31 protein-coding genes and 1 riboswitch are annotated in these 25,828 nt (G+C 68.4%); of the genes, 16 read left to right on the top strand and 15 right to left on the bottom strand.

Translation table 11 applies throughout. The annotated features are described in order from the left end of the window. The first annotated feature begins 6 nt into the window (after nucleotides 1–6). The 8 genes from ESP70_RS16100 (at nucleotide 7) to ESP70_RS16065 (ending at nucleotide 6,538) form a co-directional block, all read left to right on the top strand. Nucleotides 7–987: an NAD-dependent epimerase/dehydratase family protein gene (locus ESP70_RS16100; RefSeq protein ID WP_149690328.1), complete on the top strand. Its 981-nt coding sequence runs from the start codon at nucleotides 7–9 to the stop codon at nucleotides 985–987. A gap of 113 nt (nucleotides 988–1,100) precedes the next feature. Further along, complete coding sequence (locus ESP70_RS16095) at nucleotides 1,101–1,718, top strand: TetR/AcrR family transcriptional regulator (RefSeq protein WP_149690327.1); 618 nt, start codon at nucleotides 1,101–1,103, stop codon at nucleotides 1,716–1,718. A gap of 147 nt (nucleotides 1,719–1,865) precedes the next feature. Next, on the top strand, nucleotides 1,866–2,165 hold the full coding sequence (locus ESP70_RS16090; RefSeq protein WP_149690326.1) for a metal-sensitive transcriptional regulator: 300 nt from the start codon (nucleotides 1,866–1,868) through the stop codon (nucleotides 2,163–2,165). Nucleotides 2,166–2,189: 24 nt separating this feature from the next. Beyond that, complete coding sequence (locus ESP70_RS16085; protein WP_149690325.1) at nucleotides 2,190–2,396, top strand: heavy-metal-associated domain-containing protein; 207 nt, start codon at nucleotides 2,190–2,192, stop codon at nucleotides 2,394–2,396. Between the two features lie 14 nt (nucleotides 2,397–2,410). Further along, complete coding sequence (locus tag ESP70_RS20475; protein ID WP_246162060.1) at nucleotides 2,411–3,355, top strand: hypothetical protein; 945 nt, start codon at nucleotides 2,411–2,413, stop codon at nucleotides 3,353–3,355. After that, nucleotides 3,345–5,609 carry a heavy metal translocating P-type ATPase gene (locus tag ESP70_RS16075; RefSeq protein ID WP_246162059.1) on the top strand — a complete coding sequence of 755 codons (2,265 nt, stop codon included), beginning with the start codon at nucleotides 3,345–3,347 and terminating at the stop codon, nucleotides 5,607–5,609. The genes ESP70_RS20475 and ESP70_RS16075 overlap by 11 nt, the downstream gene beginning before the upstream one ends. Further along, nucleotides 5,606–6,085: a DUF4396 domain-containing protein gene (locus ESP70_RS16070; RefSeq protein WP_149690322.1), complete on the top strand. Its 480-nt coding sequence runs from the start codon at nucleotides 5,606–5,608 to the stop codon at nucleotides 6,083–6,085. Before ESP70_RS16075 ends, ESP70_RS16070 begins: the two co-directional genes overlap by 4 nt. A gap of 15 nt (nucleotides 6,086–6,100) precedes the next feature. Then, nucleotides 6,101–6,538 carry a PaaI family thioesterase gene (locus ESP70_RS16065; protein WP_149690321.1) on the top strand — a complete coding sequence of 146 codons (438 nt, stop codon included), beginning with the start codon at nucleotides 6,101–6,103 and terminating at the stop codon, nucleotides 6,536–6,538. Here the strand turns inward: ESP70_RS16065 and ESP70_RS16060 are convergent. Continuing rightward, entirely contained in the window at nucleotides 6,535–6,939 is a 405-nt protein-coding gene (locus tag ESP70_RS16060; RefSeq protein WP_149690320.1) for a DUF1801 domain-containing protein, read from the bottom strand. The two genes, ESP70_RS16065 and ESP70_RS16060, sit on opposite strands and share 4 nt — an antisense overlap. Before the next feature lie 48 nt (nucleotides 6,940–6,987). Beyond that, nucleotides 6,988–7,076, top strand: a riboswitch (ZMP/ZTP riboswitch). Between the two features lie 44 nt (nucleotides 7,077–7,120). On the opposite strand from ESP70_RS16060, the gene serA reads away from it, so the two are divergent. Together serA and ESP70_RS16050 are read left to right on the top strand one after the other, a co-directional pair. Continuing rightward, on the top strand, nucleotides 7,121–8,365 hold the full coding sequence (gene serA / locus ESP70_RS16055) for a phosphoglycerate dehydrogenase (RefSeq protein WP_246162058.1): 1,245 nt from the start codon (nucleotides 7,121–7,123) through the stop codon (nucleotides 8,363–8,365). A 98-nt stretch (nucleotides 8,366–8,463) separates the two neighbouring features. Continuing rightward, nucleotides 8,464–8,910: an RDD family protein gene (locus ESP70_RS16050; protein ID WP_149690318.1), complete on the top strand. Its 447-nt coding sequence runs from the start codon at nucleotides 8,464–8,466 to the stop codon at nucleotides 8,908–8,910. Between the two features lie 57 nt (nucleotides 8,911–8,967). Here ESP70_RS16050 and ESP70_RS16045 read toward each other — a convergent pair whose 3' ends face one another. From ESP70_RS16045 to ESP70_RS16035, 4 genes are all read right to left on the bottom strand, one after another. Continuing rightward, the gene (locus ESP70_RS16045) at nucleotides 8,968–9,570 is read right to left on the bottom strand and encodes a DUF4389 domain-containing protein (protein WP_149690317.1); all 603 of its coding nucleotides are present in this window, start codon (nucleotides 9,568–9,570) and stop codon (nucleotides 8,968–8,970) included. Between the two features lie 190 nt (nucleotides 9,571–9,760). Next, nucleotides 9,761–10,570 (bottom strand): NAD-dependent protein deacetylase, encoded by an 810-nt coding sequence (locus ESP70_RS16040; protein ID WP_246162057.1) that lies wholly within the window; start codon nucleotides 10,568–10,570, stop codon nucleotides 9,761–9,763. Between the two features lie 40 nt (nucleotides 10,571–10,610). Next, the gene (locus tag ESP70_RS20210) at nucleotides 10,611–10,907 is read right to left on the bottom strand and encodes a hypothetical protein (protein ID WP_188110707.1); all 297 of its coding nucleotides are present in this window, start codon (nucleotides 10,905–10,907) and stop codon (nucleotides 10,611–10,613) included. A gap of 478 nt (nucleotides 10,908–11,385) precedes the next feature. After that, entirely contained in the window at nucleotides 11,386–11,952 is a 567-nt protein-coding gene (locus tag ESP70_RS16035) for a hypothetical protein (protein WP_149690315.1), read from the bottom strand. Nucleotides 11,953–12,112: 160 nt separating this feature from the next. Between ESP70_RS16035 and ESP70_RS20205 the strand changes: the two genes are divergently transcribed. Next, nucleotides 12,113–12,268 (top strand): DUF6131 family protein, encoded by a 156-nt coding sequence (locus tag ESP70_RS20205; protein WP_188110668.1) that lies wholly within the window; start codon nucleotides 12,113–12,115, stop codon nucleotides 12,266–12,268. 46 nt (nucleotides 12,269–12,314) lie between these two features. On the opposite strand, the gene ESP70_RS16030 is transcribed toward ESP70_RS20205, so the two are convergent. The 5 genes from ESP70_RS16030 to ESP70_RS16010 all read right to left on the bottom strand — a co-directional run bounded on the left by ESP70_RS16030 (nucleotide 12,315) and on the right by ESP70_RS16010 (nucleotide 17,271). Beyond that, nucleotides 12,315–12,839: a DUF1697 domain-containing protein gene (locus ESP70_RS16030; protein ID WP_149690314.1), complete on the bottom strand. Its 525-nt coding sequence runs from the start codon at nucleotides 12,837–12,839 to the stop codon at nucleotides 12,315–12,317. A gap of 16 nt (nucleotides 12,840–12,855) precedes the next feature. Then, on the bottom strand, nucleotides 12,856–13,278 hold the full coding sequence (locus ESP70_RS16025) for a hypothetical protein (RefSeq protein WP_149690313.1): 423 nt from the start codon (nucleotides 13,276–13,278) through the stop codon (nucleotides 12,856–12,858). A 46-nt stretch (nucleotides 13,279–13,324) separates the two neighbouring features. Then, nucleotides 13,325–14,764 carry an MDR family MFS transporter gene (locus tag ESP70_RS16020; RefSeq protein ID WP_246162056.1) on the bottom strand — a complete coding sequence of 480 codons (1,440 nt, stop codon included), beginning with the start codon at nucleotides 14,762–14,764 and terminating at the stop codon, nucleotides 13,325–13,327. Between the two features lie 84 nt (nucleotides 14,765–14,848). After that, on the bottom strand, nucleotides 14,849–16,876 hold the full coding sequence (locus tag ESP70_RS16015; RefSeq protein ID WP_149690312.1) for an NADPH-dependent 2,4-dienoyl-CoA reductase: 2,028 nt from the start codon (nucleotides 16,874–16,876) through the stop codon (nucleotides 14,849–14,851). Continuing rightward, nucleotides 16,873–17,271, bottom strand: coding sequence for a nuclear transport factor 2 family protein (locus ESP70_RS16010; RefSeq protein WP_149690311.1), 399 nt, complete (start codon nucleotides 17,269–17,271; stop codon nucleotides 16,873–16,875). Before ESP70_RS16010 ends, ESP70_RS16015 begins: the two co-directional genes overlap by 4 nt. A 106-nt stretch (nucleotides 17,272–17,377) precedes the next feature. Here ESP70_RS16010 and ESP70_RS16005 point away from each other — a divergent pair, with 106 nt between their 5' ends. Next, complete coding sequence (locus tag ESP70_RS16005; protein WP_149690310.1) at nucleotides 17,378–17,620, top strand: SCO4848 family membrane protein; 243 nt, start codon at nucleotides 17,378–17,380, stop codon at nucleotides 17,618–17,620. Here the strand turns inward: ESP70_RS16005 and ESP70_RS16000 are convergent. Continuing rightward, complete coding sequence (locus ESP70_RS16000) at nucleotides 17,593–18,135, bottom strand: PadR family transcriptional regulator (RefSeq protein WP_149690309.1); 543 nt, start codon at nucleotides 18,133–18,135, stop codon at nucleotides 17,593–17,595. The genes ESP70_RS16005 and ESP70_RS16000 overlap by 28 nt on opposite strands. 218 nt (nucleotides 18,136–18,353) lie before the next feature. Between ESP70_RS16000 and ESP70_RS15995 the strand changes: the two genes are divergently transcribed. Next, entirely contained in the window at nucleotides 18,354–19,010 is a 657-nt protein-coding gene (locus ESP70_RS15995) for an outer membrane protein assembly factor BamD (protein WP_149690308.1), read from the top strand. A gap of 49 nt (nucleotides 19,011–19,059) precedes the next feature. On the opposite strand, the gene ESP70_RS15990 is transcribed toward ESP70_RS15995, so the two are convergent. Beyond that, entirely contained in the window at nucleotides 19,060–19,650 is a 591-nt protein-coding gene (locus tag ESP70_RS15990) for a hypothetical protein (protein ID WP_149690307.1), read from the bottom strand. Beyond that, nucleotides 19,651–21,129: a hypothetical protein gene (locus tag ESP70_RS20335; RefSeq protein ID WP_223148755.1), complete on the bottom strand. Its 1,479-nt coding sequence runs from the start codon at nucleotides 21,127–21,129 to the stop codon at nucleotides 19,651–19,653. Between the two features lie 67 nt (nucleotides 21,130–21,196). Here ESP70_RS20335 and ESP70_RS15980 point away from each other — a divergent pair, with 67 nt between their 5' ends. Continuing rightward, complete coding sequence (locus ESP70_RS15980; protein ID WP_149690306.1) at nucleotides 21,197–21,490, top strand: YciI family protein; 294 nt, start codon at nucleotides 21,197–21,199, stop codon at nucleotides 21,488–21,490. Here ESP70_RS15980 and ESP70_RS15975 read toward each other — a convergent pair. Then, nucleotides 21,464–22,519, bottom strand: coding sequence for an NAD(P)-binding domain-containing protein (locus ESP70_RS15975; RefSeq protein ID WP_149690305.1), 1,056 nt, complete (start codon nucleotides 22,517–22,519; stop codon nucleotides 21,464–21,466). The two genes, ESP70_RS15980 and ESP70_RS15975, sit on opposite strands and share 27 nt — an antisense overlap. A gap of 59 nt (nucleotides 22,520–22,578) precedes the next feature. Beyond that, nucleotides 22,579–23,391 (bottom strand): alpha/beta fold hydrolase, encoded by an 813-nt coding sequence (locus ESP70_RS15970; RefSeq protein WP_149690304.1) that lies wholly within the window; start codon nucleotides 23,389–23,391, stop codon nucleotides 22,579–22,581. A gap of 109 nt (nucleotides 23,392–23,500) precedes the next feature. Here ESP70_RS15970 and ESP70_RS15965 point away from each other — a divergent pair, with 109 nt between their 5' ends. Continuing rightward, the gene (locus ESP70_RS15965) at nucleotides 23,501–24,649 is read left to right on the top strand and encodes a CaiB/BaiF CoA transferase family protein (RefSeq protein WP_246162055.1); all 1,149 of its coding nucleotides are present in this window, start codon (nucleotides 23,501–23,503) and stop codon (nucleotides 24,647–24,649) included. Nucleotides 24,650–24,663: 14 nt separating this feature from the next. Beyond that, entirely contained in the window at nucleotides 24,664–25,806 is a 1,143-nt protein-coding gene (locus ESP70_RS15960; RefSeq protein WP_149690302.1) for an acyl-CoA dehydrogenase family protein, read from the top strand. Nucleotides 25,807–25,828 lie beyond the last annotated feature (22 nt).

The following is a 25,828-nucleotide window of genomic DNA, read 5'->3' as shown; positions in this document are numbered from 1 at the left end:
GGCGGTATGAGCTCGGTACTCGTCCTTGGCGGCACCTCCTGGGTCGGCGGCCAGATCGCGCAGGACGCGATCGCCCGCGGCCATGACGTCACGTGCCTGGCGCGTGGCGAGTCCGGCGCAGTCCCCGAAGGCGCGGCGTTCGTGCGGGCCGACCGTTCGGACCCCCAGGCGTACGACGAGGTCCGCGGCCGGCGCTGGGACTGCGTGATCGACGTGTCCCGACAGCCCGGCCAGGTGCGCTCGGCGATCAGCGCGCTGGCCACGGACGCCACGCACTGGACGCTCGTCTCGACGGGATCGGTGTACGCCGACCAGAGCGGCCCGTTGAGCGAGGAGTCGCCGGTGCTCGACCCGCTCGACGGTGAGGCCGCCGAGCCGGAGCAGTACGGCGAGGGCAAGGTCGCGTGCGAGGACGCCGTGCGACACCTGCCCCGCCACCTGATCGTGCGAGCGGGACTGATCGGCGGTCCGGGTGACCGCTCGGACCGACTCGGCCACTACGTCGCGCGGTTCGCGCATGCCCTCGACGAGCCGGTGCTGGTGCCGGCGGTGGCGGACCAGCCGATGCAGGTCATCGACGTCCGCGACCTCGCGAGCTGGATCGTGACCTGCGCCGAGGCGGGCGCGACCGGCACAGTGCACGGCGTGGGTGGGCGTACGACCGTCGGTGAGCTGGTGGCACTGTCGGCGGAGGTCGCCGGATTCAGGGGCGACCAGGTCGTCGCGAGCGAGGCGTGGCTGCGTGAGCACGACGTCGAGGAGTGGATGGGCCCGCGATCGCTGCCGCTCTGGTTGCCGGCGAGTCACCACGGCATGGGTCTGATGGACGACACCCGCGCGGTGGCGTACGGGCTGGAGCGCCGTTCGCTGACCGACACGCTCCGCGCCACCCTCGACGACGAAGGAGCACGAGGTCTCGATCGCGAACGCCGGGCAGGCCTCAGCCGCCGCGACGAGCTCGCGCTGATCGCCGCGTTGCGCGCCTGAGTCATCCATTCGGGTGATTCCTGTGGTTCGGGTGGTTCCAGTGTTTCGGGACGTTCGGCTCTATTCATTGCCATTCGTCATGCGACATTGGTCCTGGCGCGTAGCCTGCAAGGATGAACGCAAAGCCCGGAAGGCCACGGACCCTGACGGTCGATCAGATCATCGACGCGGTCCTGGCCGAGGGTCTCGACACGTTCAGCATGCCGTCGATCGCAGGCCGGCTCGGCGTCGTCCACTCGGGCCTCTATCGCTACTTCACCGATCGTGAGGACCTGGTCGTCCAGGTCATGGACCGCATCGCCCGCAATGCGCCGTGGCCGTCGACGGACCTGCCGTGGCGGGAGCACCTCGAGCAGCTCGGGGAGATGTTCTGGACGCTCTGCGGGCAGTATCCCGGCTACGACCTCACCGCCCTGCGGTCCCGCAACGTGTCACCGGGCTTCCTCGAGATGGTCATGCCGCACATCGAGTCGCTGCAGCGTGAGGGCCTAGACGTCGTCGACGCCACGGCGGCCGTCGAGTTCGTCCGGGGTCTGGTGCTCATGTCGTCGATCGACGCTGCGCGCCTGAGCTACGTCGAGAGCCGCGGCGATCTACCCGAGCACGAGGTTCCGGGATTCGCCGACCCCGAGAAGTGGGCGGGTCGCGGCTGGTATCGCCGCCACCTCAACACCTGGTTCGACGGGCTCGCCCAGCGCGTCGTCGCGCTCCAGCCGAGCACGGCTGTCTGACCCGAGCCGCTCCAGAGCGAAACGCCCCACCCCGACTGACTCGGGTGGGGTGTCTTGTTGTCGACCCATACTTGCGAGGTACCCCCTAGGGGTATATGGTCGGGCTCAGAACACATACCCCCCAGGGGTACGGACGAGGAGCTCACGATGGCACACGATCACGAGACACGCGGCTACGACGACAAGAAGGCCGACTACCTCAAGCGGCTGCGCCGCATCGAGGGCCAGGCCCGCGGCCTGCAGCGGATGGTCGAGGAGGACCAGTACTGCATCGACATCCTCACCCAGGTCTCGGCGATGACCAAGGCGCTCCAGTCCGTCTCGCTCGGCCTGCTCGACGACCACCTGAGCCACTGCGTCGTCGATGCCGCCCGCGCAGGTGGCGCCGAGTCGGACGCGAAGATCCGCGAAGCGTCCGACGCGATCGCCCGCCTCGTCCGTAGCTGACCGACCACCACGAGAGGAACCACCATGACCACCAGCACCTACACCGTCGTCGGCATGACCTGCGAGCACTGCGTCCGTTCGGTCAGCGAAGAGGTCGGCGCGATCCCCGGCGTCAGCGACCTCAGCGTCGACCTGGCGACCGGAGCCCTGTCCGTCACGACCGAGGCCGAGCCCGTGGCCGACGATGCCGTACGTGAGGCAGTCGCCGAGGCCGGCTACTCACTGTCATGAGCGAGCGTCGGCGAGTGAACGTCAACACGGGGGTCAAGGTCGGCGTCTTCGTCGCGGGGCTGTGCGTCGTGTTCGGCGCCGCGGCCGCGATCGGCAACGTCGTCGGCCCGGTCGACTCCGAACCCGCCGCGATGGACCACGCTGACGACGACGCGATGACGGACATGCCGGGCATGTCCGAGGGTGGCGACGAGCCGCCCGGCGGACTCCAGGTCGCCCAGAACGGCTACCGGTTCGTGCTCGACGAGCCCGACCAGGAGGCGGCCGACCCGGCCCTCGTGTCGTTCACGATCCTCGCGCCCAACGGCAGGCCGCTGACCGACTACGCCACGCTGCACGACAAGAAGCTGCACTTCATCGTCGCCAAGCGTGACCTGTCCGGGTTCCAGCACGTGCACCCGACGCTCGACGAGCACGGCACGTGGACGGCGCGCATCGCGCTCACCCCGGGGCCTTGGCGCGCGTTCGCCGACTTCGACCCGGCCGGCAAGGACCCACAGCTCACGCTCGGCGCCGACCTCTCGGTGGCCGGTGACTTCGCTGCCACGCCACTGCCGGAGCCGTCGCGGACCGCCACGGTCGGCGACTACACCGTGACCCTCGACGGCGACGCCGAAGCCGGTGCGCAGTCGAAGCTGACGCTGACGGTCACCAAGGACGGCAAGCCGGTGACCGACCTGCAGCCCTACCTGGCGGCGTACGGCCACCTCGTCGCCCTGCGTGACGGCGACCTCGCGTACCTCCACGTCCACCCGGACGGTGAGCCCGGCGACGGCACGACGAAGCCCGGCCCGCGCATCACCTTCCATGCCGCGTTCCCGTCCGAGGGCAGCTACCGGCTCTACCTCGACTTCAAGCACGGCGGCGTCGTCCGTACGGCCGAGTTCACCGTCGAGGCCGGCACGTCCGCGTCCACGGGCGAGGCCGACGCGCACGACGACTCCGAGCATGGACACTGACATGGCACTCACCGAACCCACCGCCACCGACCGCATCGACCTGACGATCGGCGGCATGACCTGCGCGTCGTGCGCGATGCGCATCGAGAAGCGGTTGAACAAGCTCGATGGTGTGACGGCCTCGGTCAACTACGCGACCGAGAAGGCACGGGTCGACGCCTCGGGTCCGATCGACCCGGCGCTGCTGATCGCCGAGGTCGAGAAGGCCGGCTACACCGCGCAGCTGCCCCAACCGGCCCAGGTCGACGTGCCGGAAGTCGACGACGATCCGTCCCGGCCCCTGCTCACCCGGCTGCTGGTCGCGATCGTCCTGACGGTCCCGGTCATCGCGATGGCGATGGTCCCGGCGCTGCAGTTCACCAATTGGCAGTGGCTGTCGCTGACGCTCGCGGCGCCCGTCGTCGTGTGGGGCGCCCTGCCGTTCCACATCGCGGCCTGGACCAACCTGCGCCACGGCGCGGCGACGATGGACACGCTGATCTCCGTCGGCACGCTCGCCGCGTTCGGCTGGTCGCTCTACGCCCTGTTCTGGGGCACGGCCGGCGAGCCCGGCATGAAGCACCCGTTCGAGCTGACGATCTCCCGCATGGACGGCAGCGGCAACATCTACTTCGAGGCGGCCGCTGGTGTCACGACGTTCATCCTGGCCGGGCGCTACTTCGAGGCGCGCTCCAAGCGGCGGGCCGGGTCCGCGCTCCGGGCGCTGCTCGCGCTCGGCGCCAAGGAGGTGTCGGTCGTACGTGACGGCGTCGAGGTGCGCATCCCGACCGAGGACCTGCGTGTCGGCGACACCTTCGTCGTACGTCCTGGGGAGAAGATCGCCACCGACGGCGTGATCGAGGACGGCACGTCGGCGGTCGACGCGTCGATGGTGACCGGCGAGTCGGTGCCCGCCGAGGTCGTCGCCGGTGATGACGTCGTCGGCGGCACGGTCAACACAAGTGGACGGCTGACCGTGCGCGCCACCCGCGTCGGCGCCGAGACCCAGCTGGCGCAGATGGCGCGGATGGTCGAGGACGCGCAGAGCGGCAAGGCCCAGGCGCAGCGGCTCGCCGACTCGATCTCGGGCATCTTCGTCCCGATCGTGATCGCGCTGTCGGTCGGCACGCTCGGCTTCTGGCTCGGCACCGGCGAGGGCGCATCGGCGGCGTTCACGGCCGCCGTCGCGGTGCTCATCATCGCCTGCCCGTGCGCACTGGGCCTGGCCACGCCGACGGCGCTGATGGTCGGCACGGGTCGCGGTGCGCAGCTCGGCATCCTGATCAAGGGACCCGAGGTCCTGGAGTCGACCCGCACGATCGACACGGTCGTGCTCGACAAGACCGGCACCGTCACGAGCGGCCGGATGACGCTCCACGACGTGATCGTCGCCGCGGGCGAGGACCGCGCCGAGGTGCTCCGCATCGCGGGTGCGCTGGAGGACGCGTCGGAGCACCCCATCGCCCGGGCGATCGCCGACGCCGCTCGCAAGTCGGGTTCGTTGCCGGCGGTCGAAGGCTTCAGCAACACCGAAGGTCTCGGGGTGCAGGGCGTGGTCGAGGGTCGCGCAGTGGTCGTCGGCCGCGAGGCGTTCCTCGCCGACTGGTCGCAGCACCTGACCACCGACCTCGTCGGCCCCAAGGCTGACGCGGAGGCTCAAGGACGTACGCCCGTCGTCATCGGCTGGGACGGCGCGGTCCGCGGCGTGCTGGTCGTCGCCGACACGATCAAGGACTCGAGCGCCGAAGCCGTGCGCCAGATCCGTCAGCTTGGGCTGCGTCCCGTGCTGCTGACCGGCGACAACGAGCGCGCCGCCCGCAGCGTGGCCGCCGCGGTCGGGATCGACGAGGTCCACGCCGAGGTGCGACCGGGCGACAAGGTCGACGTCATCCGCAGGCTCCAGGCCGAGGGCCGCACCGTCGCGATGGTCGGCGACGGCGTCAACGACGCGGCCGCGCTGGCGCAGTCCGACCTCGGCCTGGCGATGGGCACCGGCACCGATGCCGCGATGGAGGCGGCCGACCTGACGCTCGTACGCGGTGACCTGCTGGCCGTGCCCGACGCGATCCGGCTGTCCCGCCGGACGCTCGGCACGATCAAGGGCAACCTGTTCTGGGCGTTCGCCTACAACGTCGTCGGCATCCCGTTGGCTGCGGCCGGGCTGCTCAACCCCATGCTGGCCGGAGCCGCGATGGCGTTCTCGTCGGTGTTCGTCGTCTCCAACAGCCTGCGGCTGCGCCGCTTCACGACCCTCAACTCCGCGGGAGCGTCATGACCGAGCACGAGCACCACCACCACGACATGGCGATGACGGGTCGCGAGCTGACCCGCAGCGCGATCTCCGCGACGATCCACTGCCTCACCGGCTGTGCGATCGGTGAGGTCCTGGGCATGGTCATCGGCACGGCACTCGGGTTGCACAACGTCGCCACGATCATCCTGTCGATCGTCCTGGCGTTCTTCTTCGGCTACTCGCTGACGATCCGCCCGGTGCTCGCCGCGGGCATCCCGTTCGCCGGCGCGATCAAGGTCGCCCTTGCCGCCGACACGCTGTCGATCCTGACGATGGAGCTCATCGACAACACCGTGATCGTCGCGGTGCCCGGCGCGATGGACGCCGGTCTGGCGAGCGTCCTGTTCTGGGGCAGCCTCGCGTTCTCCCTCGTCGTCGCGTTCCTCGTGACGGTGCCGGTCAACCGCTGGCTGATCGGTCGCGGCAAGGGCCACGCGGTGATGCACGACTACCACTGACCTAGGCTCCTGATCATGACTCAGATTCCCGGCCTGGACGGCGTGCTCGGCGTCGAGCACGTCGAAGCGACTGCCGACAAGGTCGTCGTACGTCTCACGCTCGGCGAGCACCACCTGCAACCGTTCGGCATCCCGCACGGCGGCACCTACTGCGCGGTGCACGAGTCGACTGCCAGCATCGCCGGCCAGATCTGGCTCGGCGACAAGGGCATTGTGGTCGGCACCAACAACTCGACGGACTTCCTCCGGCAGGCCAAGGTCGGCGACACCATCACGACGACGGCGACCCCGATCCACCGCGGCCGCAGCCAGCAGCTGTGGCACCTCGACTCGGTCGACCAGGACGGCCGGCTCATCGCGCAGGGCCAGGTGCGACTGGCCAACCTCGACCAGCAGCTGCCGCCCGAGGCCATGGCCCGATTCGTCGGGTCGTTCCCGCAGAGCAGTCGTTAAGCCAGCCCGCGTTCCTTCTTGATCGCGCGCCAGCCGCCGGCTCGGTTGTTGGCGATGATCGCCCGGAACATCTCGGTCAGCGCCGGCGCGTTGATCGGCTCGCCCTCGCGGAAGCCGACCGTGCGCGCGGTCTGGTTGTCGTGGCCCGCCGTGATGATGCCGTGCGGATCGGGCACGATCGCGCCGTCGTAGACGAACACGTTGACGTGGTCCTTGGCGGCGAGCAGCGCGCACACGTTGCCCTGCAGGACGAAGTACGGCTGCACGGTCCGTTTGATCGTCTCCTGCACCTCGGGATCGGCGGCGTGCACGAGGTCGCGCACCTCGTGGCAGATCTCCTGCTGCCAGTCCGGCAGCGCGTCGATGTAGTCGTCGACGCGCGGGTCCTTCTCGTAGTCCATGGAATGTCCTCGTTGGCAAAGGGGTGTTTCCCACACGGTAGACTCGTCGCAGTCGGTCGCGACTGGCGTTGAGGTGGGTACCACCGGGGAGCGACTGCAGAAACCGGACATCGGGACCGTTCGCCTGGGCCCCACGTCAGCCGTGCATTGCTGACTGGAGGCAACCGAGATGATGATGACCATGACGACCACTGACCCCTTCCCCACGTCGCTGCTGGGCGACGAGGACGTACGCGTCCTGCTGCTGGAGAACATCCACGTCGACGGGGCGGACTTCCTGCGTGGCAAGGGCTACCAGGTCGAGACCCGCGACGGCGCCCTCAGCGAGGACGAGCTGATCGAGGCGATCCAGGGCGTGCACCTGCTCGGGATCCGCTCGACGACCTACATCACCGAGAAGGTCCTTGACGCCGCTCCCGACCTGATCGCGATCGGCGCGTTCTGCATCGGCACCAACCAGATCGACCTCGCGGCGACGACCGAGCGGGGCATCGCGGTGTTCAACGCCCCCTACTCCAACACCCGCAGCGTCGTGGAGCTCGCGATCGCCGAGATCATCTCGCTGGCCCGCCGGCTGCACGAGAAGTCGACCGACATGCACAACGGGGTATGGAACAAGTCGGCTGCCGGCAGCCACGAGGTCCGCGGCCGTACGCTCGGCATCGTCGGCTACGGAAACATCGGCAGCCAGCTGTCGGTCATCGCCGAGGCGCTGGGCTTCAAGGTCGTGTTCTACGACATCGACGACAAGCTCGCCCTCGGCAACGCCAAGCGCTGCTCGACGATCGAGGAGCTGCTGCAGACCTCGGACGTCGTGACGCTGCACGTTGACGGCCGTCCCGGCAACGCCGGCCTGTTCGGCGCCGAGGAGATGGCGCAGATGAAGCCGCGCTCGCTGTTCCTCAACCTGTCGCGCGGCATCGCGGTCGACACCGCGGCGCTCCGTCAGCACATCGAGTCGGGCCACATCGCCGGCGCCGCGCTCGACGTCTTCCCGGTCGAGCCCAAGCGCCAGGGCGATGCGTTCGAGTCTGACCTGCGGGGCCTGCCCAACGTGATCCTCACGCCGCACGTCGGCGGATCGACCGAGGAGGCGCAGCAGGACATCGGCCGCTTCGTCGCCTCCAAGCTGCGGTCCTACGCGTCGGCGGGCAGCACGTCGCTCAGCGTCAACCTGCCGGAGATCAACCTGCCGTCGGACGCCACGAAGCACCGCCTCGCTCTGGTGCACCGCAATCACCCGGGTGTGCTGGCGACGATCAACGGCCTGCTCGGCGAGCACGAGGTCAACATCGAAGCCCAGTCGCTGTCGACGCGCGGCGAGCTCGGCTACGTCCTGACCGACGTCGCGGCCGAGGTCGGCCCCGACGTCCTCAAGGAGCTCGCGAGCCTGCCCGAGACCGTACGGCTCCGCCAGCTCAGCTGATCCAGACGCGGTGTCATTTTCGGGGGGGAAATCGCCCGGTGCGGTCTCGATATCGGTAGGTTGGGCTCGGCCTGCCCACCAAACCGCTAAGGACACCCATGACCGACCCCAACATCCCGCCCGGAGCACAGCCTGTCGGCGCCGGATTCCACTTCGACCAGGCCAGTGGCCTGGTGCTGCCCGACGGGGTCGAGCTGGCCTCGCACGGCCGGCGCATCGGTGCGTACTTCCTCGCGATCCCGCTCATGCTCGTCACCCTCGTCATCGGCTACCTGATCTGGGGGCTGATCGCCTGGGGCAAAGGCACCTCGCCCGCCCTGCAGGTGCTGGGCATGAAGGTCTACCGTCCCGACCAGCGCCAGGTGGCCACGTTCGGCCCGATGGCGCTGCGCAACATCGTGGGTGGCATCGCTCAGGGAATCCTCTCGGTCATCACGCTCCTGGTGTCGTTCATCCTGTTCCTGACACGTCCCGACCGTCGCTCGCTGCCCGACCTCATCGCGAGCACCGTCGTGGTGCACGACCCCAACAAGGTCCTCGGCTGACGCACGCACCGAAACGCCCCGATCCGCATGGCGGATCGGGGCGTTCGTGTGCTCGGGCTACTCGAAGCTGAACGGCGGGTACGCGTCGGTCAACAGATACATGTAGGCGTTGAGCCGGGTGGTCCAGCGTGTGAGGCCGATGACGAAGTTGCGGAGGCCGGTCGGCCACTTGCCGGTGAACAGGACCGCGAACCAGGCAATGAGGTAGACGACGAACGCCGCGAGCCCCAGGAAGACGAGTACGACGAAGTGCGGGATCGCGAGCAGGAGGCGGAAGAAAATCGTCAGACGGTTCCGGCCCTCGGTCTCCGACTGGTAGTCGACCCGGACCCGTGGATCGTCGCCAGGATCGGCCAGGGTCGTGGCGAACGAGAACGGCGGGTACTCCTCCTTGAGGAAGGAGGCATAGACCTGCGTGCGCGTGTTGTAGCGAAGACACATCGCGATGACTCCGAGGATGCCCTCGGGAACCTTCGCCGTGAAGACGCCCAGGATCCAGGCGACGAAGGCCAGGATCTCGGCGACGATGCCCAGCACGTAGGCGATGATCAAGTGAGGGATGGCGAGGACGATGTTGCCGATGACCCGCCAACGAGCGATCGTGTCGGGCGGATCGAAGGTGAAGGTCGCGGGATAGCCGCCGGCAGTGGGAGTGGTCATGAGTCCTCCGATTGCGAGATGGACCGATCGTTGTCAGAGTAGGGCACCGACGCGACAGCCGCTCGCATTTGAGGCCTGCAGTGCGATCGCCATTTCGACCCGCCGTTCCAAGGGCAATGACCTCGCCGCATGGCTGTTGCGCTGGCGGTGATGGCCGACGTCAGTCGACTCGCGAAGTACGGAAGCAGCGTCAGGCCGGGGCAGCCGTCCCGGTGAGCGCGGCGAGTGTCTCGGCGCAGCCGGCCTCGAGCTTGACCGTCGCGAGGTCGTCGCCGCGTGTCGTGCCGCGGTTGATGATCGCGATGGGGATGCCCCGCTTGTGTGCCGCGCGTACGAACCGCAGTCCCGACATGACCTGCAGCGACGAGCCGAGCACGACGAGCGCCTCGGCCTCGGCGACCAGGGCGTACGACCGCTCGACCCGGTCCTTGGGCACGTTCTCGCCGAAGAACACGACATCGGGCTTGAGGTCGCCGCCGCACGCACGACACTCGGCGACGCGGAAGTCCGCGGTGTCGTCGAGCACGACGTCGCCGTCGGGCGCCACCTCGCCGACGCGCGACTCGTAGCCGGGGTTGAGCAGCGACAGCCGCGCATGCAGGTCCGATCGCGGGGTCAGCTCGCGGCACTGCAGGCAGATGACCCGGTCGATGCGGCCGTGCAGGTCGATGAGGTCGCGGTGGCCGGCGCGCTCGTGCAGCCCGTCGACGTTCTGCGTGACGAGGCCGGTGAGCCTGCCCAGCTGCTCGAGGTCGACCAGCGCGTGATGCGTGGCGTTGGGCTGCGCTCCGCGCATCCGGCTCCAGCCGACGTGGGCGCGGGCCCAGTAGCGCTGCCGACCCTCAGGCGTACGCACGAAGTCCTGGTAGGTCATCGGGGTCCGCACCGGCGAGCCCGGGCCGCGGTAGTCGGGGATGCCCGAGTCGGTCGACACCCCGGCGCCCGTGAGCACGAGCCACCGGCGATCGCCGAGGACCTCCTGGACCGACTGATGACTCACATGCTCAAGCGTACGTTCCGTTGGCTGGTGCGTGCTGTGATCATCCAGCCGTGAGCGCGTTGGCGATCTGGAACTCGTGGCGACACGCGGGACACGTGGTCTTGCCGAACAAATAGAGCATCCGAGCTGCTGCATCCGGTTGGTCGTGCTCGATCGCGAGGCGATGCATCCGAACGGTGTCGCCCGCGAGGTCGTCCGGTTCTGCGGGCTGCACAGGCGTCGGCTCAAGGGGAGTGCGCCACGTGTCGATCCTGGTGCGGAAGTCTGGGTCCCCCAGCCCGATGTAGAGATACTCCCCGCAGCTGGGGCAGTCCAACGGCAGTTCTTCGTCAGCCACGTGGCTGAGATGGTTTGCCAGACTGCGACGCCTTCGAACGCCAGGAGCGCTTCAAGCGCGTAGACAGACTCGCCGAATTCGCCTGTATGCGCGAGGTTGCGTTCGGCCATGTCCCGCATGGCGCTCACTTCGTCGGCGTACTGCGCCCTGACGTCATCGAGTCCTGCCGGGCGGTCGTTTGAAGCAAGGATCGAGGCCGCGAGATGCAACGGCTCTACGTACCCTGCTGGGACCCGACGCGCGGCCATCGCGGCGAGCGACGGCAGAGCAGCGAAGCTGGCGGTATTGACCGTGCCTTGGTGGCAGAGTCGACTCCACAGCTCCTGAAACGCCTCCTGATCGTCGCCTTCTGCTCCAGCGAGAAGGCCCGGTATGGCGTCGGCCGGGCCATAAGCGTCTCGAAGCTCCGCCCAGTTGGTCATGACTTGGATTGAAGCAGACTTCGATTCGAAATCGGGGTCATGAGAGCGTGCCGGGCTCAGCGGGCGGCAGTCTCCAGGTCGTCGCCCGACCAGTACATACGCGCCCGGATGACCAGGAAGCCGACCGCCCCGACCGCCATCACGAGCCCAAAGGCGCCGCGCACCGCTTCGGACCAGTCGGGTGGACTGTGCGGGTAGGCGTACTCCATGACACGCATGCCGATGTAGCCAGTGACGCCGACGGCGACGAATCGGTACGACTTCGCGGCGCGCTGCTTGTATCGATCTGCGCGCTCCTGCTTCCCGCGGTCGCCGATCAGCCGCAGCAGTCGTTGATGGTGGAGCTGGACGCTGAAGACCCCCAGCGCGTACGCCGCCGCGACGCCGTACCAGGCCCACCCGATCGTGTGGCCGCGGGCGACGGCGAAGGTTGCGCCGACGGCGGCGAGGAGGGACCACACCCCGAGCAGATACGCGGTCCATCGAGACTCGGCGAAGCGCCGGAGATCCCTGAACCGCGACTCGTCCGCTCCTTGCAGGTGGCGTTCGAAGCGCTTCGCCGGCAACAACGGCGGGATGACGAAGAGTGCCGCGAGGCAGTACGCGAAGATCAACTGACCCATGCGCTCTCCTGTTCGCCGGCCCTCAGGCGCACATACCCAGTGAGACAGGTTGCAATCTCAGGGATTGTTGACCCGCGCAGGTGTGCGGCCGCCGATTCAGGGTAATCCCCGGAGTGAAACAGGGTCGGCGTCCGCCGGCCGGGGGGAGATAGGAACTGCTGTGATCATTCTCGGAGTCATCCTCTTGATCCTGGGAGCAGTGCTCAACGTGTCCATCCTGTACACGATCGGCATCATCTTGATCGTGGTCGGGGCGGTCCTGTGGCTGCTGGGTTCGATGGACCGCGGCATCGGCGGTCGAAGACACTTCTACTGACAAAGACGGGGTCGTCGCCTTCGGGCGGCGGCCCCGCCCCTTTGGGTCAGCTAACCAGCTCGATGAGCTTCTTGACGGTGTTGAGGTTGCGGGCGGTGCCGGGCACCTTGAGCGCGCGGCCGATTGAGTCGGCCTTCATCTCGGGGCGTCCCGCCCCGTTGGCGTAGCGGATGTGCATCTCGGTGCCGATGACCTTCCACTGGTCGTCGCCGGTCGCGTACGTCTCGGCCTTCGCGATCGCCTCGGCGGTGGGCTTGCCGGCGAGGAAGGAGACGTACGAGTACTTCGGCTCGGTCACCTCGAACGGGTGTGCCTCGAGCGCCTTGCGGACCTGCGCCGGCGTGCGCGAGATGACGTCACGGAACCAGCCGTGGCGCTTCTCGATCGCCTTCTCCAGCGCGCGATCGAAGTCGGCACCCGTGCCCGGCACGTCGGCGATGAGATTGCCCGACGCGATGTAGGTCTGGACGTCGGTGGCGCCGAGCTCGGTCGCGATCTCGCGCAGCTCGGCCATGGGCAGCTGGGTGCCCCCGACGTTGACGGCGCGCAGCAGGACGATGCGAGTGCTCACCGAGCCAGTATGTCGTTCAGCGCCCCATCAGCACGAAGAACACGATCGTCGCGACGCCCGTGAGGACGATCCCGCCGACGGTCCACGGCCACACGATCGTGGCGCGCGCGGTGGCCACGACCATCGCGATCAGCGTTGCGACGACGAGCACCAGGAGCGCGATCCAGTAGCCGATGAGCACGCCCCCGAAGTAGTCGGAGTCGCACACCGCGGGAACCGTGTCGCTCGCAGTGCTGCCGCACGAGTCGGTGGCGAAGATGGCGAAGATCGAGAAGACCCCGAGGACGAGCGTGCCCAGCAGCTGCAGCACGAACAGGACCCACGAGAGCGCCCGATCGACCGTGCGCGCGGAGTTGTCCGGTCGCGGTGGCTGGTACGCCTGAGGGTGCGGCGGAGGCGTGCCAAACGGGGGAAGCGGGGGATCCGGCGGCATGCTCACGCCGGAACGCTAGCGCGTACGGGCCGGTGGTCGTGGGGTTTTGGCGTCAGTCGACGGTCGCGACGCGGCGAGGCAGCAGGGCGATCGCGCCGATCATGACGATCGCGGCCACCCCGGCGCCGAGGAAGACCTCGTGGATCGACGGCTCGAGGATGCGCGCGGGCAGGTGCTCGAGGTCGGGGTGCGAGCCGCCGACCCGGCGGGCGACCGCGGCGTTGGCGATCGCGCCGAACACCGCGATGCCGAGTGCGCTGCCCACCGAACGGGCGAACATCGTGGTGCCGGTGACGACGCCTCGGGTCGCCCAGTCGACGGAGGACTGCGCGGCGACCAGGATCGGTGAGGCGATGAAGCCGAGGCCGACGCCGATCACGAAGCACGCTGCGCCGAGGAAGTAGATCGAGCTGTCACCGGTCACCAGGACCAGCAACGCGGCACCGGCGACGACGAACGCCGAACCCATGAAGGCGGTGTCGCGGAATCCGACGCGCAGGTAGAAGCGCCCGGCGATCGCCGCCGAGATCGGCCAACCGATCGTCATCGCGGCGACGACGAAACCGCCGACCAACGCATCGGTGCCGAGCACGCCCTGGGCATACAGCGGGACGTACGAGGTCAGGCCGATGAGGAGCACGCCGACGACGAGGCTCGAGGCGTTGGCGCCGACCAGGACGCGGCGCGTGAAGACCCACAGCGGCAGGATCGGTTCGGCGGCACGGCGCTCGATCAGCACGAATGCGATGAGCAGCACGGCCGCTGCGGCCAGCACCGAGATGCTGGCGGTCGAGTCCCACGCCCACTCGACCCCGCCCTCGAGCAGGCCGAGGATCAGCAGCGATCCCCCGATCGCGAGCGTTCCGGCGCCGGCGTAGTCGATGCGGTGGTGCGTACGCGTGACGTCCTCGCGGAACCGGCGATGCAGCATCAGTGCAGCGGCGATCGCGACCGGGACATTGACGAAGAAGATCCAGCGCCACGACAGGTAGTCGGAGAACACGCCGCCGAGGGTCGGGCCGACGACGGAGGACACGCCCCACACGCTGGCGACGTAGCCCTGCACCTTCGACCGCTCGGCGATCGAGTAGAGGTCGCCGATGATCGTCATGCTCATCGGCAGGACTGCTCCGGCGCCGAGACCTTGGACGGCGCGGAAGACGATCAGCGACGGCATGCTCCACGCGACTCCACACAGGACCGAGCCGAGGAGGAAGAGCGCAATGCCGAGCAGCATGACGGGCTTGCGGCCGATGATGTCGGAGAACTTGCCGTAGAGCGGCACCGAGATCGCCTGGGCGAGCAGATAGATCGAGAACAGCCACGGGAACTGCGAGAACCCGCCGAGGTCCTCGACGACCGACGGCACGGCGGTCGCCAGGATCGTTGCGTCGATCGCGACGAGCGCCACCGACAACATGACGCCCAGGAGCACCGGTCCGCGCTCGGACCGGAGCCCGACCGAGGCGCGTGTGGGTGCAGGAGACGTCACGTCAAGGGTTCAACCCGATGCACCCAGCAACCATTCCCAGGGCGGTGGCCGGCCTCCCCTGCTCGACCGTCGAGGGGTCGACGATCACAACCTCGCGGCGAGCTCCGTGGCCTGCTTGATGGCGCGCTTGGCGTCGAGCTCGGCGGCGACATCGGCGCCGCCGATGACGTGCACCGGCTTGCCAAGAGCTTCGAGCGGCTCGATGAGATCGCGTACGGACTCCTGTCCCGTGCACAGGACGATCGTGTCGACATCGAGGACGCGCGACTCCGACGTGTCCTTGCCGGTCGCGACCGTGATGTGCAGGCCGTCGTCGTCGACCCGGTCGTACGTGACGCCCTTGACCATCTCGACGGCGGAGTCCTTGAGGGTCTGCCGGTGCACCCATCCGGTCGTCTTGCCGAGCCCCTTGCCGAGCTCGGTGGTCTTGCGCTGCAGCAGCACGACCTCACGTCGCGGCGGGGCCTTGAGCTTGGTGGCCAGTCCGCCGCGCTCGACCTCGGGATCCGTGACGCCCCAGCGTGCCATCCAGTGCTCGATCGACTCGTCGGGATCGTGCAGCAGGAACTCCGACACGTCGAACCCGATGCCGCCGGCGCCCATCACGGCGACGCGACGACCGACGGGAGCCCGGTGGCGGATGACGTCCTGGTAGTTGACGACCTTGGGGTGGTCGACGCCGGGGATCGACGGGATGCGTGGCTCGACGCCCGTGGCCACGACGACCTCGTCGAAGCTCGCCAGGTCGTCGACCGTGGCCTTGGTGCCGAGGTGGACCTTGACCCCGCCGAGCTCGAGGCGCCGCGAGTAGTAGCGGATCGTCTCCTTGAACTCCTCCTTGCCCGGGATCTGCATCGCGAGTCGGAACTGGCCGCCGACCTCGGGCAACGCCTCGAACAGCTCGACCGTGTGACCGCGGCCCGACAGCTCGGTCGCCGCGGCCAGACCGGCCGGCCCGGCACCGACGACCGCGATGCGCTTGGACGTACGCGTGGGGGACAGGACGAGCGAGGTCTCGTGACCGGCCCGGGGGTTGATCATGCAGCTCGCGCGCTTGTTCTTGAACGTGTGGTCGAGGCACGCCTGGTTGCACGCGATGCACGTGTTGATCTCGTCGGCGCGGTTCTCCGCAGCCTTGGCGACGAAGTACGGATCCGACAGCAGCGGCCGCGCCATCGAAACCAGGTCGGCCTGGCCCGACGCGAGGATCTCCTCGGCGATCTCGGGGGTGTTGATGCGGTTGGAGGCCACGACCGGCACCGAGACCTCGGGCCGCAGCTTGCCGGTGACCCACGAGAACGCGCCTCGGGGCACCGACGTGACGATCGTGGGGATGCGCGCCTCGTGCCAGCCGATGCCGGTGTTGATGATCGAGACGCCGGCCGCCTCGACCTGCTTGGCCAGCGCGACGGTCTCGTCCCAGCTCTGCGCATCGTCGACGAGGTCGAGCAGCGACATGCGGTACATCACGATGAAGTCCTCGCCGACCGCCTCGCGCACGCGTTCGACGATCTCGACGGGGAAGCGCATGCGGTTCTCGGCGCTGCCGCCCCAGCGGTCCGTACGGTTGTTGGTGCGCGCCGTCAGGAACTGGTTGATCAGGTAGCCCTCGGAGCCCATGATCTCGACACCGTCGTATCCGGCGCGGCGGGCGAGCGTGGCCGAGGTGGCGAAGTCCGTGATCGTCTGGTCGACCTCCTTGGTCGACATCGCCTTGGGCTTGCCGAACGGGGTGATCGGCGACGGCTTGCCCGATGCGGCGCGCTTGAACGGGTGGTAGCCGTATCGGCCCGCGTGCAGCAGCTGCATGACGATCTTGCCGTCGTGCTCGTGCACCGCGTCGGTGACGATCCGGTGCTTGTCGGCGAGCTTCTTCGACGTCATCAGGGAGCCGAGCGGCGACAGCCAGCCGTGCCAGTTGGGCGCGTAGCCGCCGGTGACCGAGAGCGCGACGCCGCCCTTGGCGCGCTCGGCGAAGTAGGCCGCGAGCTCGGGCAGGTGCTTGGCCCGGTCCTCCATGCCGGTGTGCATCGAGCCCATGATCACGCGGTTGCGCAGGGTCGTGTGGCCGAGGTCGAGCGGCTCGAGCAGGTGGGGATAGGGACTGGTCATGAAGTGGCTCCTGAGGCCTCGGCGACGATCTGGTCGAACTGTGCCGCCATCGCGGTGGCGAGGGCGTTGGAGGCTGAGAGCGGGCGCACCATCACGGTGAGCTCACTGATCAAGCCGGTGTCATTGGTACGGATGAGGTCGATCCCGTTGACGCTGACCCCGTCGACGACGGTCTCGAAGACCAGCGCCGACCCGCGTCCGTCGTCGTCGGCGAGCTCTCGTACGTACCGGAAATCGGTGAAGACGCGACCCACGCCTCGGAGGATCGCCGCCACGATGGGGCGGCCCTCGTACGGCTTGAAGGCGACGGGGCTGCGGAACACGACGTCGTCGGCCAGCAGGTCACCGAGCGCGGCGAAGTCACCCGCCTCGACGGCAGCACGAAACGCCTTCATGACGCCACATCCGTCAAAAGCAAACGATACGGAAATGGCGTCATGAACTGTGTCCGATCTTTTCGCTGCCGCTCGGGCATCAGGTCTCCTGTGATGGGATGGTCACGTGATCTCCAAGGTGGCTGCCCGGTTCCTCATCGTCGCGGGCGTGTTCAACGTCGTGATCTGGCCGCGGTTCGCCAAGGCGATCGTCGACGACGACCGGGCGTGGGACAGCGAGCACTGGCACAGCGCCCCGACGGCGTTCTTCTGGGTGCACGCGGTGCTCATCACGACGGCGGTCGTGATCGGCCTGGGTGTGCTGCTGGTCGGCGTACGGGCTCATCGCTCGTCCGCCCCGAAGGCCTGAAGGATCTCGTCGCACCACGCGATACCGGTCTGCTCCTGCATGAATCCGGCGCGCAGCACGAGGTACGCCCCGAGCTCGTCCTCGCCGATCGCCGACGGGTCGGGATAGTGCTTCGCGGCGCTGGCCTCGTAGTACGCCAGCTGCGCCACGTGCGCCTCGCGCCGAGTGCGTACGTCCGACAGCACCGCCTCGCGGTCGCCGAAGGGGAGCCCGCGGACCTTGACCGCGATCTCGCTGCGGGTCGGCTCGATCGGCGTGGGCGTCGACGACCAGCGCAGGAGCTCGTCGCGGCCTTCGCCGGTGATGGCGTAGACCTTCTTGTCCGGCCGCCCCGACTGCTCGACGAGGTGGGCCTCGACCCACTTGTCTGACTCCATGCGGCCGAGCACCTTGTAGATCTGCTGGTGGCTCGCCTTCCAGAAGTGCCCGATCGATGCATCGAATCGGCGCGCCAGGTCATAGCCCGACGCGGTCTTCTCCGCGAGGGACACCAGGATCGCGTGCTCGAGCGCCATGTCGGATACCGTACTATGCAACGAGTTGCAATGCAACAGGATGCGTAGGAGGCGGGTATCGTCGCCTTCTGCCGCTGGTCGAACGGGACCCCCACGATCGATTGGCGTCGCCGGGTGATTCACGAGAGGGTGTGACCATTCGAGAGCCGGTGACCAGCAGGGGGCGCCGGTGTCCCAGGAGATGACCCATGAACCACCGCGTACGTACTCTCACTCTCTTGGTCGCATCCGCGCTCGTCCTGGTCGGCTGCGGCTCGGGCAGTGACGACGGTGTCGCCGACCAGTCGGCGACCAAGCTCCTCACGACGGCCAAGAAGCAGCTCGCCGACCAGGACTTCGTCACGGTCAAGGGCAAGGGCAGCGACAAGGAAGCCGGCCAGGAGATCGAGGTCGACCTCGCGTTCGCCAACAAGACCGCCGACGGCTCGGTCAAGGTCAGCGGCATGGAGCTCCAGCTGCTCAAGGCCGACGCCAAGACCTACTTCAAGGCCGACAAGGAGTTCTTCCAGTCCAGTGGCGCGCCGGCCGAGGTCATGGACCTGATCGGCGACAAGTGGGTCCTCATCGATCCCGCCAACCAGAGCTTCGCCGAGCTCGGCAACTTCGTCTCGAAGGACAAGTTCTTCGACGGGCTCCTCGACCCGGAGGGCAAGGTCTCCAAGGGCAAGGAGAAGAAGGTCAACGGCGTCGACTGCATCGCGCTGACGACCAAGGACGGCACGCTCTACCTCGACAAGTCGGACGGCAAGCCGGTCAGCCTCGTCACGACCGACGACGGCGAGGGCACGCTCGACTTCACGTACGACAAGGTCGACGACGCCGAGGCGCCCTCCTCGGACGAGGTCGTCGACCTGTCCAAGCTCGGCACTTCCTAGCGGGCACCGGCTGGGGCTCCTGCGTGCGAAGCAGCCCCAGCCGTACGCCTCACGGGTTGATGCTGCTGCAGAGCGCCTTGAACCCGTCGCCGTCGGCCTCGGCGAACGCCGCCTTGTCGAACCAGCCCTGGTCCTGGACGTAGAACTCGCCGGGATGGTCAGCGGACTCCTCGGTGAGCCTCTTCGTGCTGAGGTAGGTCGCGGCTTGACCCCCTGAGGTCTTCACGAGCAGGCGTACGGTCTCGTAGTCGCGCCAGTCGAACCCCTTGGGCAGCGCCGATGTCGCCCGCAGGCCGTCCGGCGTGGTACCGAGTGTCAGCGTCTCGAGTGACGGTATGCCCGTCCCTGGAGCCGGCGCCTTCGCGGGCAGCTCGACCGAGGGCGTGAACCCCGGCGCACGCAGCACCTGCTTCAAGGCGTCCTTGTCGTCATCGTCCTTGACGAATCCCAGCTCGACCTCGACGACGTCGCGGCAGGGACCGCCGAACCAGATGTCGAGCCCGTGGTCCGCGGTCTGCTGGAACCCGGCGCCCCGCGGGGTGATCGGGTCACTTCGGGGATCACACGCGGTCAGGCCAGCGAGAGCGACGACCACGACGGCGACTGCCGCGACGCGCCGTGACCGGGCGAACCTCGGCACTCAGTAGCCGCCGTCGGTCAGGCCGGCATCCGCCTCGTACGAGTTGTCCTTGCCGTCGACCGTGTGCGGGATCGGCGCCTGGAACGGTCCCCAGCCCTCCATGTCCCAGTCGACGGACTCGTTGAGGTAGCTGGCGATGAAACCGGCATATCCCTCGCGGGCCCACTGCTGCGAGTGCCGTTCCTCGTGGTGCAGCAGCCGGTCGAGGTCGAGGCTCGAGTCGGGGCGCGGCTCACCGTCGTTGTCGGCGTAGTTGGCGACGCCGGACTGGATGACCGACCGGATGGCCTCGTGGCTGTCGTCGGGGTCGTCGATGTTGAGCATGAAGATGTCGCCGAACGTCGTGCCACCGTTGGAGCTGTAGACGTCCTGGAGGCCGTTGCCGCCGAGCCCCATCAGCATGCCGTTGGGAGTCGTGGCGAGCCGTCCGCCGTTGCCGTTGACGAAGCCGACGTCCTGGCCATAGCTGAACCAGTTGTTCTCACCCTGCCGGTCCTTGATGCGCTGGATCTCGTCGGATGAGTACGGCGTCTCGGAGAAGTCGCGGGAGCTGTCAGCCGTGCCGTAGTCGGTGCCGGCGTTGAGGATGTAGGTCATCAGCACGGCCTTGCGGGCGTCGTCGCCGCTGATGTCGGTCGGCAGGATGAAGAACGACTTGCCGTCGCGATCCTTGACCTCCTCGAGCCCGTCGAGCACCTCGAAGTCATCGGGCCTGATGTCGTGCTCGCGGGCGATCTCGACGATGTCGTCGATCGAGATGCCGCGTCGTGCGGCGTTCTGGAGCCACTGCAGGTAGTAGCCGTCGGGGTCGGGACCGGTCAGCAGGCCTTCGTCGCGCAGCCGGGCGATCGTGTCCTTGACGATGAGCTTGTAGGCCTCGATCTTGTCCGACTCGGTCAGCACGAGCGTCGGGAAGAACGACGCGGCGGCCAGTGGCATCAGGCCCTGCCGGATGAACTGGCGGACCTCCTCGTCGGTCGGCCCCTTCTTGAGCTTGGCCGCGACGTCATCGGCCGCGGTGTCGAGGGCTTCCTCGGCGGCGGCGTAGCGCGGCTGCAGGTTGGCCTTGAACGCCGACTGCAGGTCGGCAAGGTTGAGGTCGCCACCGCGGACGTCGGGGTCGTGCTGGGCCGCGAAGACCTGGGACCGGTAGGACTCGTTGATCGCGTTGACCTCGGTGTCGAACGCGTCGACCTTGAGCGCGAACTCACGCGTGCAGGCGGCGGCGAACTGGGCCTTGCCGCCCAGCCGGATCGCCACGTCGTAAGGCACGTGCGGGTTGGCCGCGACCGACGTCGTGATGTCGCCCTCGGTCGTCTCGAGGATGCGCTGCTCGTCGCCCTTGAGCTCGTCGGCGAGGGTCCCGAGGTCCGCGGCATGCGTGTCGACCGGGTCGACCGCTGCCCTGATCGAGTCTCCCGTGACCCCGGTGTAGGTGTCGCTGTAGTACGCGAACGGTCCCGGCGTGCGTGCCACCATGTCTTCGCCCCCTCAGACGTGCGGTGACGCCACTATAGGCGCGATCGGCCGTGCGTACGCTTGACTCATGGCCTACTTCGCGACGATCTATCGCTACACCGACGACGATGCCCGCCGCGACGAGGTGCGGCCGACGCATCGCGACTACCTGCAGCAGCTGACCCAGCAGGGTCGGCTCGCGGTGTCGGGCCCGTACGTCGGCGGTGATCGTGGTGGCGCGCTGCTGATCTTCGTCGCCGACGACGAGGCCGGGGCGCTCGAGCTCTCCGCCAACGACCCCTTCATGCTCGAAGGACTGGTCGAGGAGCGGACCGTGCGCGAGTGGCAGCCGGTGTCAGGCCAGCTCGCCGACGGCTTCTGACGCGAGCCACGTCGCGACGCCGCGCGCCGCGGTCCGGCCGGCACGGTTGGCGCCGATCGTGCTCGCCGAGGGTCCATAGCCGACCATCTGCACACGTGGATCGGCGACCGCGGTCGTACCGTCGAGCTGGATGCCGCCGCGCGGGCTGCGCAGGTGCAGCGGTCCGAGATGCTCGATCGCCGGCCGGAACCCGGTGGCCCAGAGGATGACGTCGGCGGGCTCGAACGTGCCGTCAGGCCACCGCACGCCGTCGGGCTCGATCCGGCTGAACATGGGCCGTCGCTCGTACGCTCCAAGGCGCTCGGCCTCGCGCTCCTGCGGCCGCAGCGTCAGGCCGGTCACGCTGACGACGCTGCGCGGCGGGAGGCCCTGGCGGACACGCTCCTCGACCCGCGCCACGACCTCGCGGCCGATCTCGGCCGTGAACTCGTCGTTGCGCCACACCGGTTCGCGGCGGGTGACCCAGAGCGTGTCCGTGAGTGGTCGCAGCGCGCCGAGGAACTGGACCGCCGAGGCGCCGCCGCCGACGACCACGACGCGCTTGCCGCGGAAGTGCTCGGGCCCGGGGTAGTCGACCGTGTGCAGCTGCTCACCGGCGAACGTCTCGGCGCCGGGGTAGTACGGGATGAAGGGGCGCGTCCAGGTGCCGGTCGCATTGATGAGCGTACGACTGAGCCACGTGCCCTGATCGGTCTCGATCCGCAGCACCCCGTCGACGTCGCTCACGGAGCGCACCTGGACCGGGCGGATCACCGGCAGCTCGTGCGCACGTTCGTAGTCCGCGAAGTAGGCCGGCACGAACGCATTGGCCCGCTCGGTGTCGGCCGCGTCGGGGATCGGGTCGTCCGGCAGGTCCGACACGCGGTGCACGTCACTCATCGTGAGGGCATCCCAGCGGTGCTGCCACGCGCCACCCGGGCTCGCGTTGGAGTCGAGCAGCACGTGCGAGATCCCGCGCTTCGCCAGGTGGTACGACGACGACAGGCCGGCCTGCCCGCCGCCGATCACCACCGAGTCATGGATCTCCACACCGTGAAGAACGCTCCGAGCCCGGTGGCTATTTCGAAAGGAGATCTCGAGAAGCCGTCCTACGCGGCTTGCTCCTCGGACTCCGACGCTTCGGCGACCGTGGTGTCGATGACGCGCACGATCAGCTCCGGGTCGTCGACCATCGGCACGTGACCGCAGTGCGGCAGCGCGACGTGCCGCGCATCGGGCAGCACCTCCTGCGCGAGACCCGACTGGCCGTAGACCAGCACCTGGTCGCGCGTGGCCCACGCGATCGTCGTCGGCACGTCGACCTTGCTCGTGAACCGGTAGGTGAAGCCGGCCCTGAACGTCGGGAAGAACGCCGAGCCGTTGCGCAGCGCCAGCGCATCGCCGACGAAGTCCTCCACCGGGATCCGGTCACCGTTGACGTACAAGGTCCGTCCGATGAGGCGCCGGCCGGCCGCGCTGCGGAGCGCCGGCCGTACGACCGCGAGCGGTAGGTACGACGACAGCTTGAGCAGGATCAGGGCGAAGAGCGCGACGAGGCGGTCGCCGACGTTGCGGAAGAACCCCGCAGGGCTGAGCGCGGTCACCGACCGGGCCATGCCGCGCGCACCCATCTCGAGCGCGATCGCGCCGCCGAGCGAGTTGCCGACGACGTGCGGCTGGGAGACGCCCCACTCCTCCAGGTTCTCGCCGATGATGCGGCACGCGTTGTCCATGGTGTAGGCGGTGCCGGCCGGATAGGGCTCGGACTCGCCGAACCCGGCGAGGTCGATCGCGATGACGTCGTACGACTCGGCGAGGCGATCGAGCACCGGGTCCCAGGCCTGTCGCCGGTGCCCGATGCCATGGATCAGCAGGAGGGGTTCACCGGAGCCCTTGCGGGTGTGCGCGAGGCGAGTCGTCATGCAACAGTCCTTTCACGAACGTGACATTGATGATGACACATACCCATACCTCCGGTATGTAACGGGGGTCACTTGCAACCGTGACAGTGCCACTGTCACAATCGGCGTCGTGACCACCTCTCGCTCCGGACCCCTGCACGGCGTGCGCGTCGTCGAGCTCGTCGGCATCGGTCCGGGACCGTTCGCCGGCATGCTGCTCGCCGATCTCGGCGCCGACGTCATTCGCATCGACCGGCCCGGCGGTGCCGGCCTGGTGGTGCCGACGGCCCAGGACGTGCTCAGCCGGGGCCGGCCGTCCGTCGCGCTCAACCTCAAGGACTCGCGTGCCGTTGAGGTCGTGCTGGACCTCGTCGAGCAGGCCGACATCCTGATCGAGGGCTTCCGGCCCGGTGTCACCGAGCGCCTCGGGATCGGTCCGGAGGCGTGCCACGCCCGCAACCCGCAGCTCGTCTACGGCCGCATCACGGGTTGGGGCCAGGACGGTCCGCTGTCGCAGACTGCCGGCCACGACGTCAACTACATCTCCGTCGCCGGGGCGCTCGACCCGATCGGCCGCGCCGGCGGGCCCCCGCAGATCCCGCTCAACCTGCTGGGCGACTTCGCCGGCGGATCGATGTATCTCGTCACCGGAGTCCTTGCCGCGCTGACCCACGCGCGTACGACGGGCGAGGGGCAGGTCGTCGACGCGGCGATCACTGACGGCGCTGCGCACCTGCTGGCGATGCAGCTGTCGATGCAGGCCGCCGGACTGTGGACCACCGAGCGCGGCACCAACCTGCTCGACACGGGCGCGCCCTACTACGACGTCTACGAGACCTCGGACGGGCGGTGGATGTCGGTGGGCGCCCTCGAGCCCAGGTTCTACGAAGTGCTCGTCAGCGTGCTCGGGCTCGAGGACCCACCGGACCGCAACGACCTCGCGCAGTGGCCCGAGCTGCGCAAGGTCCTGGCCGAGACGTTCGCGTCGAAGACCCAGTCCGAGTGGGCCGAGCTGTTCGATGGCACCGACGCCTGCGTCGCTCCCGTCATCCCCATGCACGAGGCCGCGCAGCACCCGCACAACGCCGCCCGCGGGACGTACGTCGACGAGGGCGGCGTGACGCAGCCGGCTCCGGCGCCGCGGTTCTCCGGGACGCCCACCACCCTGACCACCCCGCCGGCCAAGCCGGGGGCCAACACCGCCGAGGCCCTGGCCGCCTGGGGCATCACCGACGTCGACCAGCTGCTCGCCGACGGCGTCGCCATCCAAGCCGACTGAGACAGAGGAAGACCATGAAGCGAGACATTTTCGAGGCCGACCACGACGCGTTCCGCGAGACGGTCCGGACGTTCTGCGAGAAGGAGATCGCGCCGCACCACGACCAGTGGGAGAAGGACGGCATCGTCCCGCGCGAGCTCTGGACCAAGGCCGGCGAGCTGGGACTGCTCGGCTTCATGATGCCCGAGGAGTACGGCGGTGGCGGCATGAACGACTTCCGCTTCAACACCGTGCTCGACGAGGAGATGATCCGCATCGGCGCGAGCGGGGTCGGCTTCGTGCTGCACACCGACCTGGTCTCGGGCTACCTGCTGTCGTACGCGACCGAGGAGCAGAAGCAGCGCTGGCTGCCGAAGTTCTGCACCGGCGAGATGATCACCGCGATCGCGATGACCGAGCCGGGCACGGGCTCGGACCTGCAGAACATCCAGACGACTGCGGTGCGCGACGGCGACCACTACGTCGTCAACGGCGCCAAGACGTTCATCTCCAACGGCATCCTGTCCGACCTGGTCATCGTCGCGGTCAAGACCGATCCCGAGGCCGGCGCGATGGGCGTCTCGCTGATCGTCCTCGAGCGCGGCATGGAGGGATTCGAGCGAGGTCGCAACCTCGACAAGATGGGGCTCAAGGCGCAGGACACCGCCGAGCTGTTCTTCGACAACGTCCGCGTCCCGGTCGGCAACCTGCTGGGCGAGGAGGGCAAGGGCTTCATCTACCTGATGGAGAAGCTGCCACAGGAGCGCCTCGCGATCTCGGTCGGTGCGATGGCGGCGACCCGCGCGATCCTCGACATGACGCTCGACTACGTCAAGGAGCGCAAGGCGTTCGGCAAGCCCATCGGCTCGTTCCAGAACTCGCGCTTCGTGCTCGCTGAGCTCGAGACCGAGATGCAGATCGGCCAGGCGTTCGTCGACAAGAGCATCGTCGCGCTCAGCAAGGGAGAGCTGACGATCGAGGAAGCCGCGATGGGCAAGTGGTGGACCACGGAGCTGCAGAACAAGGCGGCGGCCAAGTGCCTGCAGCTGCACGGTGGTTACGGCTACATGACCGAGTACCCGATCTCCAAGGCGTACACGGACAGCCGGATCCAGACGATCTACGGCGGCACGACCGAGATCATGAAGGAGATCATCGGCCGCACGATGGGGCTGTGATCTTCGGTCGTCGAGCTTGTCG

The organism is Aeromicrobium ginsengisoli, assembly GCF_004134905.2.
GTDB lineage: Bacteria > Actinomycetota > Actinomycetes > Propionibacteriales > Nocardioidaceae > Aeromicrobium > Aeromicrobium ginsengisoli.
Note: the sequence above shows the minus strand (reverse complement) of the source record. Positions and strands in the feature narration are given on the sequence as shown.

What these genes read in the sequence shown, in the direction of transcription:
- ESP70_RS16100 (WP_149690328.1), top strand. Translation starts at nt 7, where the DNA reads ATGAGCTCGGTACTCGTCCTTGGCGGCACCTCCTGGGTCGGCGGCCAG.
- ESP70_RS16095 (WP_149690327.1), top strand. Translation starts at nt 1,101, where the DNA reads ATGAACGCAAAGCCCGGAAGGCCACGGACCCTGACGGTCGATCAGATC.
- ESP70_RS16090 (WP_149690326.1), top strand. Translation starts at nt 1,866, where the DNA reads ATGGCACACGATCACGAGACACGCGGCTACGACGACAAGAAGGCCGAC.
- ESP70_RS16085 (WP_149690325.1), top strand. Translation starts at nt 2,190, where the DNA reads ATGACCACCAGCACCTACACCGTCGTCGGCATGACCTGCGAGCACTGC.
- ESP70_RS16075 (WP_246162059.1), top strand. Translation starts at nt 3,345, where the DNA reads ATGGACACTGACATGGCACTCACCGAACCCACCGCCACCGACCGCATC.
- ESP70_RS16070 (WP_149690322.1), top strand. Translation starts at nt 5,606, where the DNA reads ATGACCGAGCACGAGCACCACCACCACGACATGGCGATGACGGGTCGC.
- ESP70_RS16065 (WP_149690321.1), top strand. Translation starts at nt 6,101, where the DNA reads ATGACTCAGATTCCCGGCCTGGACGGCGTGCTCGGCGTCGAGCACGTC.
- ESP70_RS16060 (WP_149690320.1), bottom strand. Translation starts at nt 6,939, where the DNA reads ATGGACTACGAGAAGGACCCGCGCGTCGACGACTACATCGACGCGCTG.
- serA (WP_246162058.1), top strand. Translation starts at nt 7,121, where the DNA reads ATGACGACCACTGACCCCTTCCCCACGTCGCTGCTGGGCGACGAGGAC.
- ESP70_RS16050 (WP_149690318.1), top strand. Translation starts at nt 8,464, where the DNA reads ATGACCGACCCCAACATCCCGCCCGGAGCACAGCCTGTCGGCGCCGGA.
- ESP70_RS16045 (WP_149690317.1), bottom strand. Translation starts at nt 9,570, where the DNA reads ATGACCACTCCCACTGCCGGCGGCTATCCCGCGACCTTCACCTTCGAT.
- ESP70_RS16035 (WP_149690315.1), bottom strand. Translation starts at nt 11,952, where the DNA reads ATGGGTCAGTTGATCTTCGCGTACTGCCTCGCGGCACTCTTCGTCATC.
- ESP70_RS16015 (WP_149690312.1), bottom strand. Translation starts at nt 16,876, where the DNA reads ATGACCAGTCCCTATCCCCACCTGCTCGAGCCGCTCGACCTCGGCCAC.
- ESP70_RS16010 (WP_149690311.1), bottom strand. Translation starts at nt 17,271, where the DNA reads ATGAAGGCGTTTCGTGCTGCCGTCGAGGCGGGTGACTTCGCCGCGCTC.
- ESP70_RS16000 (WP_149690309.1), bottom strand. Translation starts at nt 18,135, where the DNA reads ATGGCGCTCGAGCACGCGATCCTGGTGTCCCTCGCGGAGAAGACCGCG.
- ESP70_RS20335 (WP_223148755.1), bottom strand. Translation starts at nt 21,129, where the DNA reads ATGGTGGCACGCACGCCGGGACCGTTCGCGTACTACAGCGACACCTAC.
- ESP70_RS15980 (WP_149690306.1), top strand. Translation starts at nt 21,197, where the DNA reads ATGGCCTACTTCGCGACGATCTATCGCTACACCGACGACGATGCCCGC.
- ESP70_RS15970 (WP_149690304.1), bottom strand. Translation starts at nt 23,391, where the DNA reads ATGACGACTCGCCTCGCGCACACCCGCAAGGGCTCCGGTGAACCCCTC.
- ESP70_RS15960 (WP_149690302.1), top strand. Translation starts at nt 24,664, where the DNA reads ATGAAGCGAGACATTTTCGAGGCCGACCACGACGCGTTCCGCGAGACG.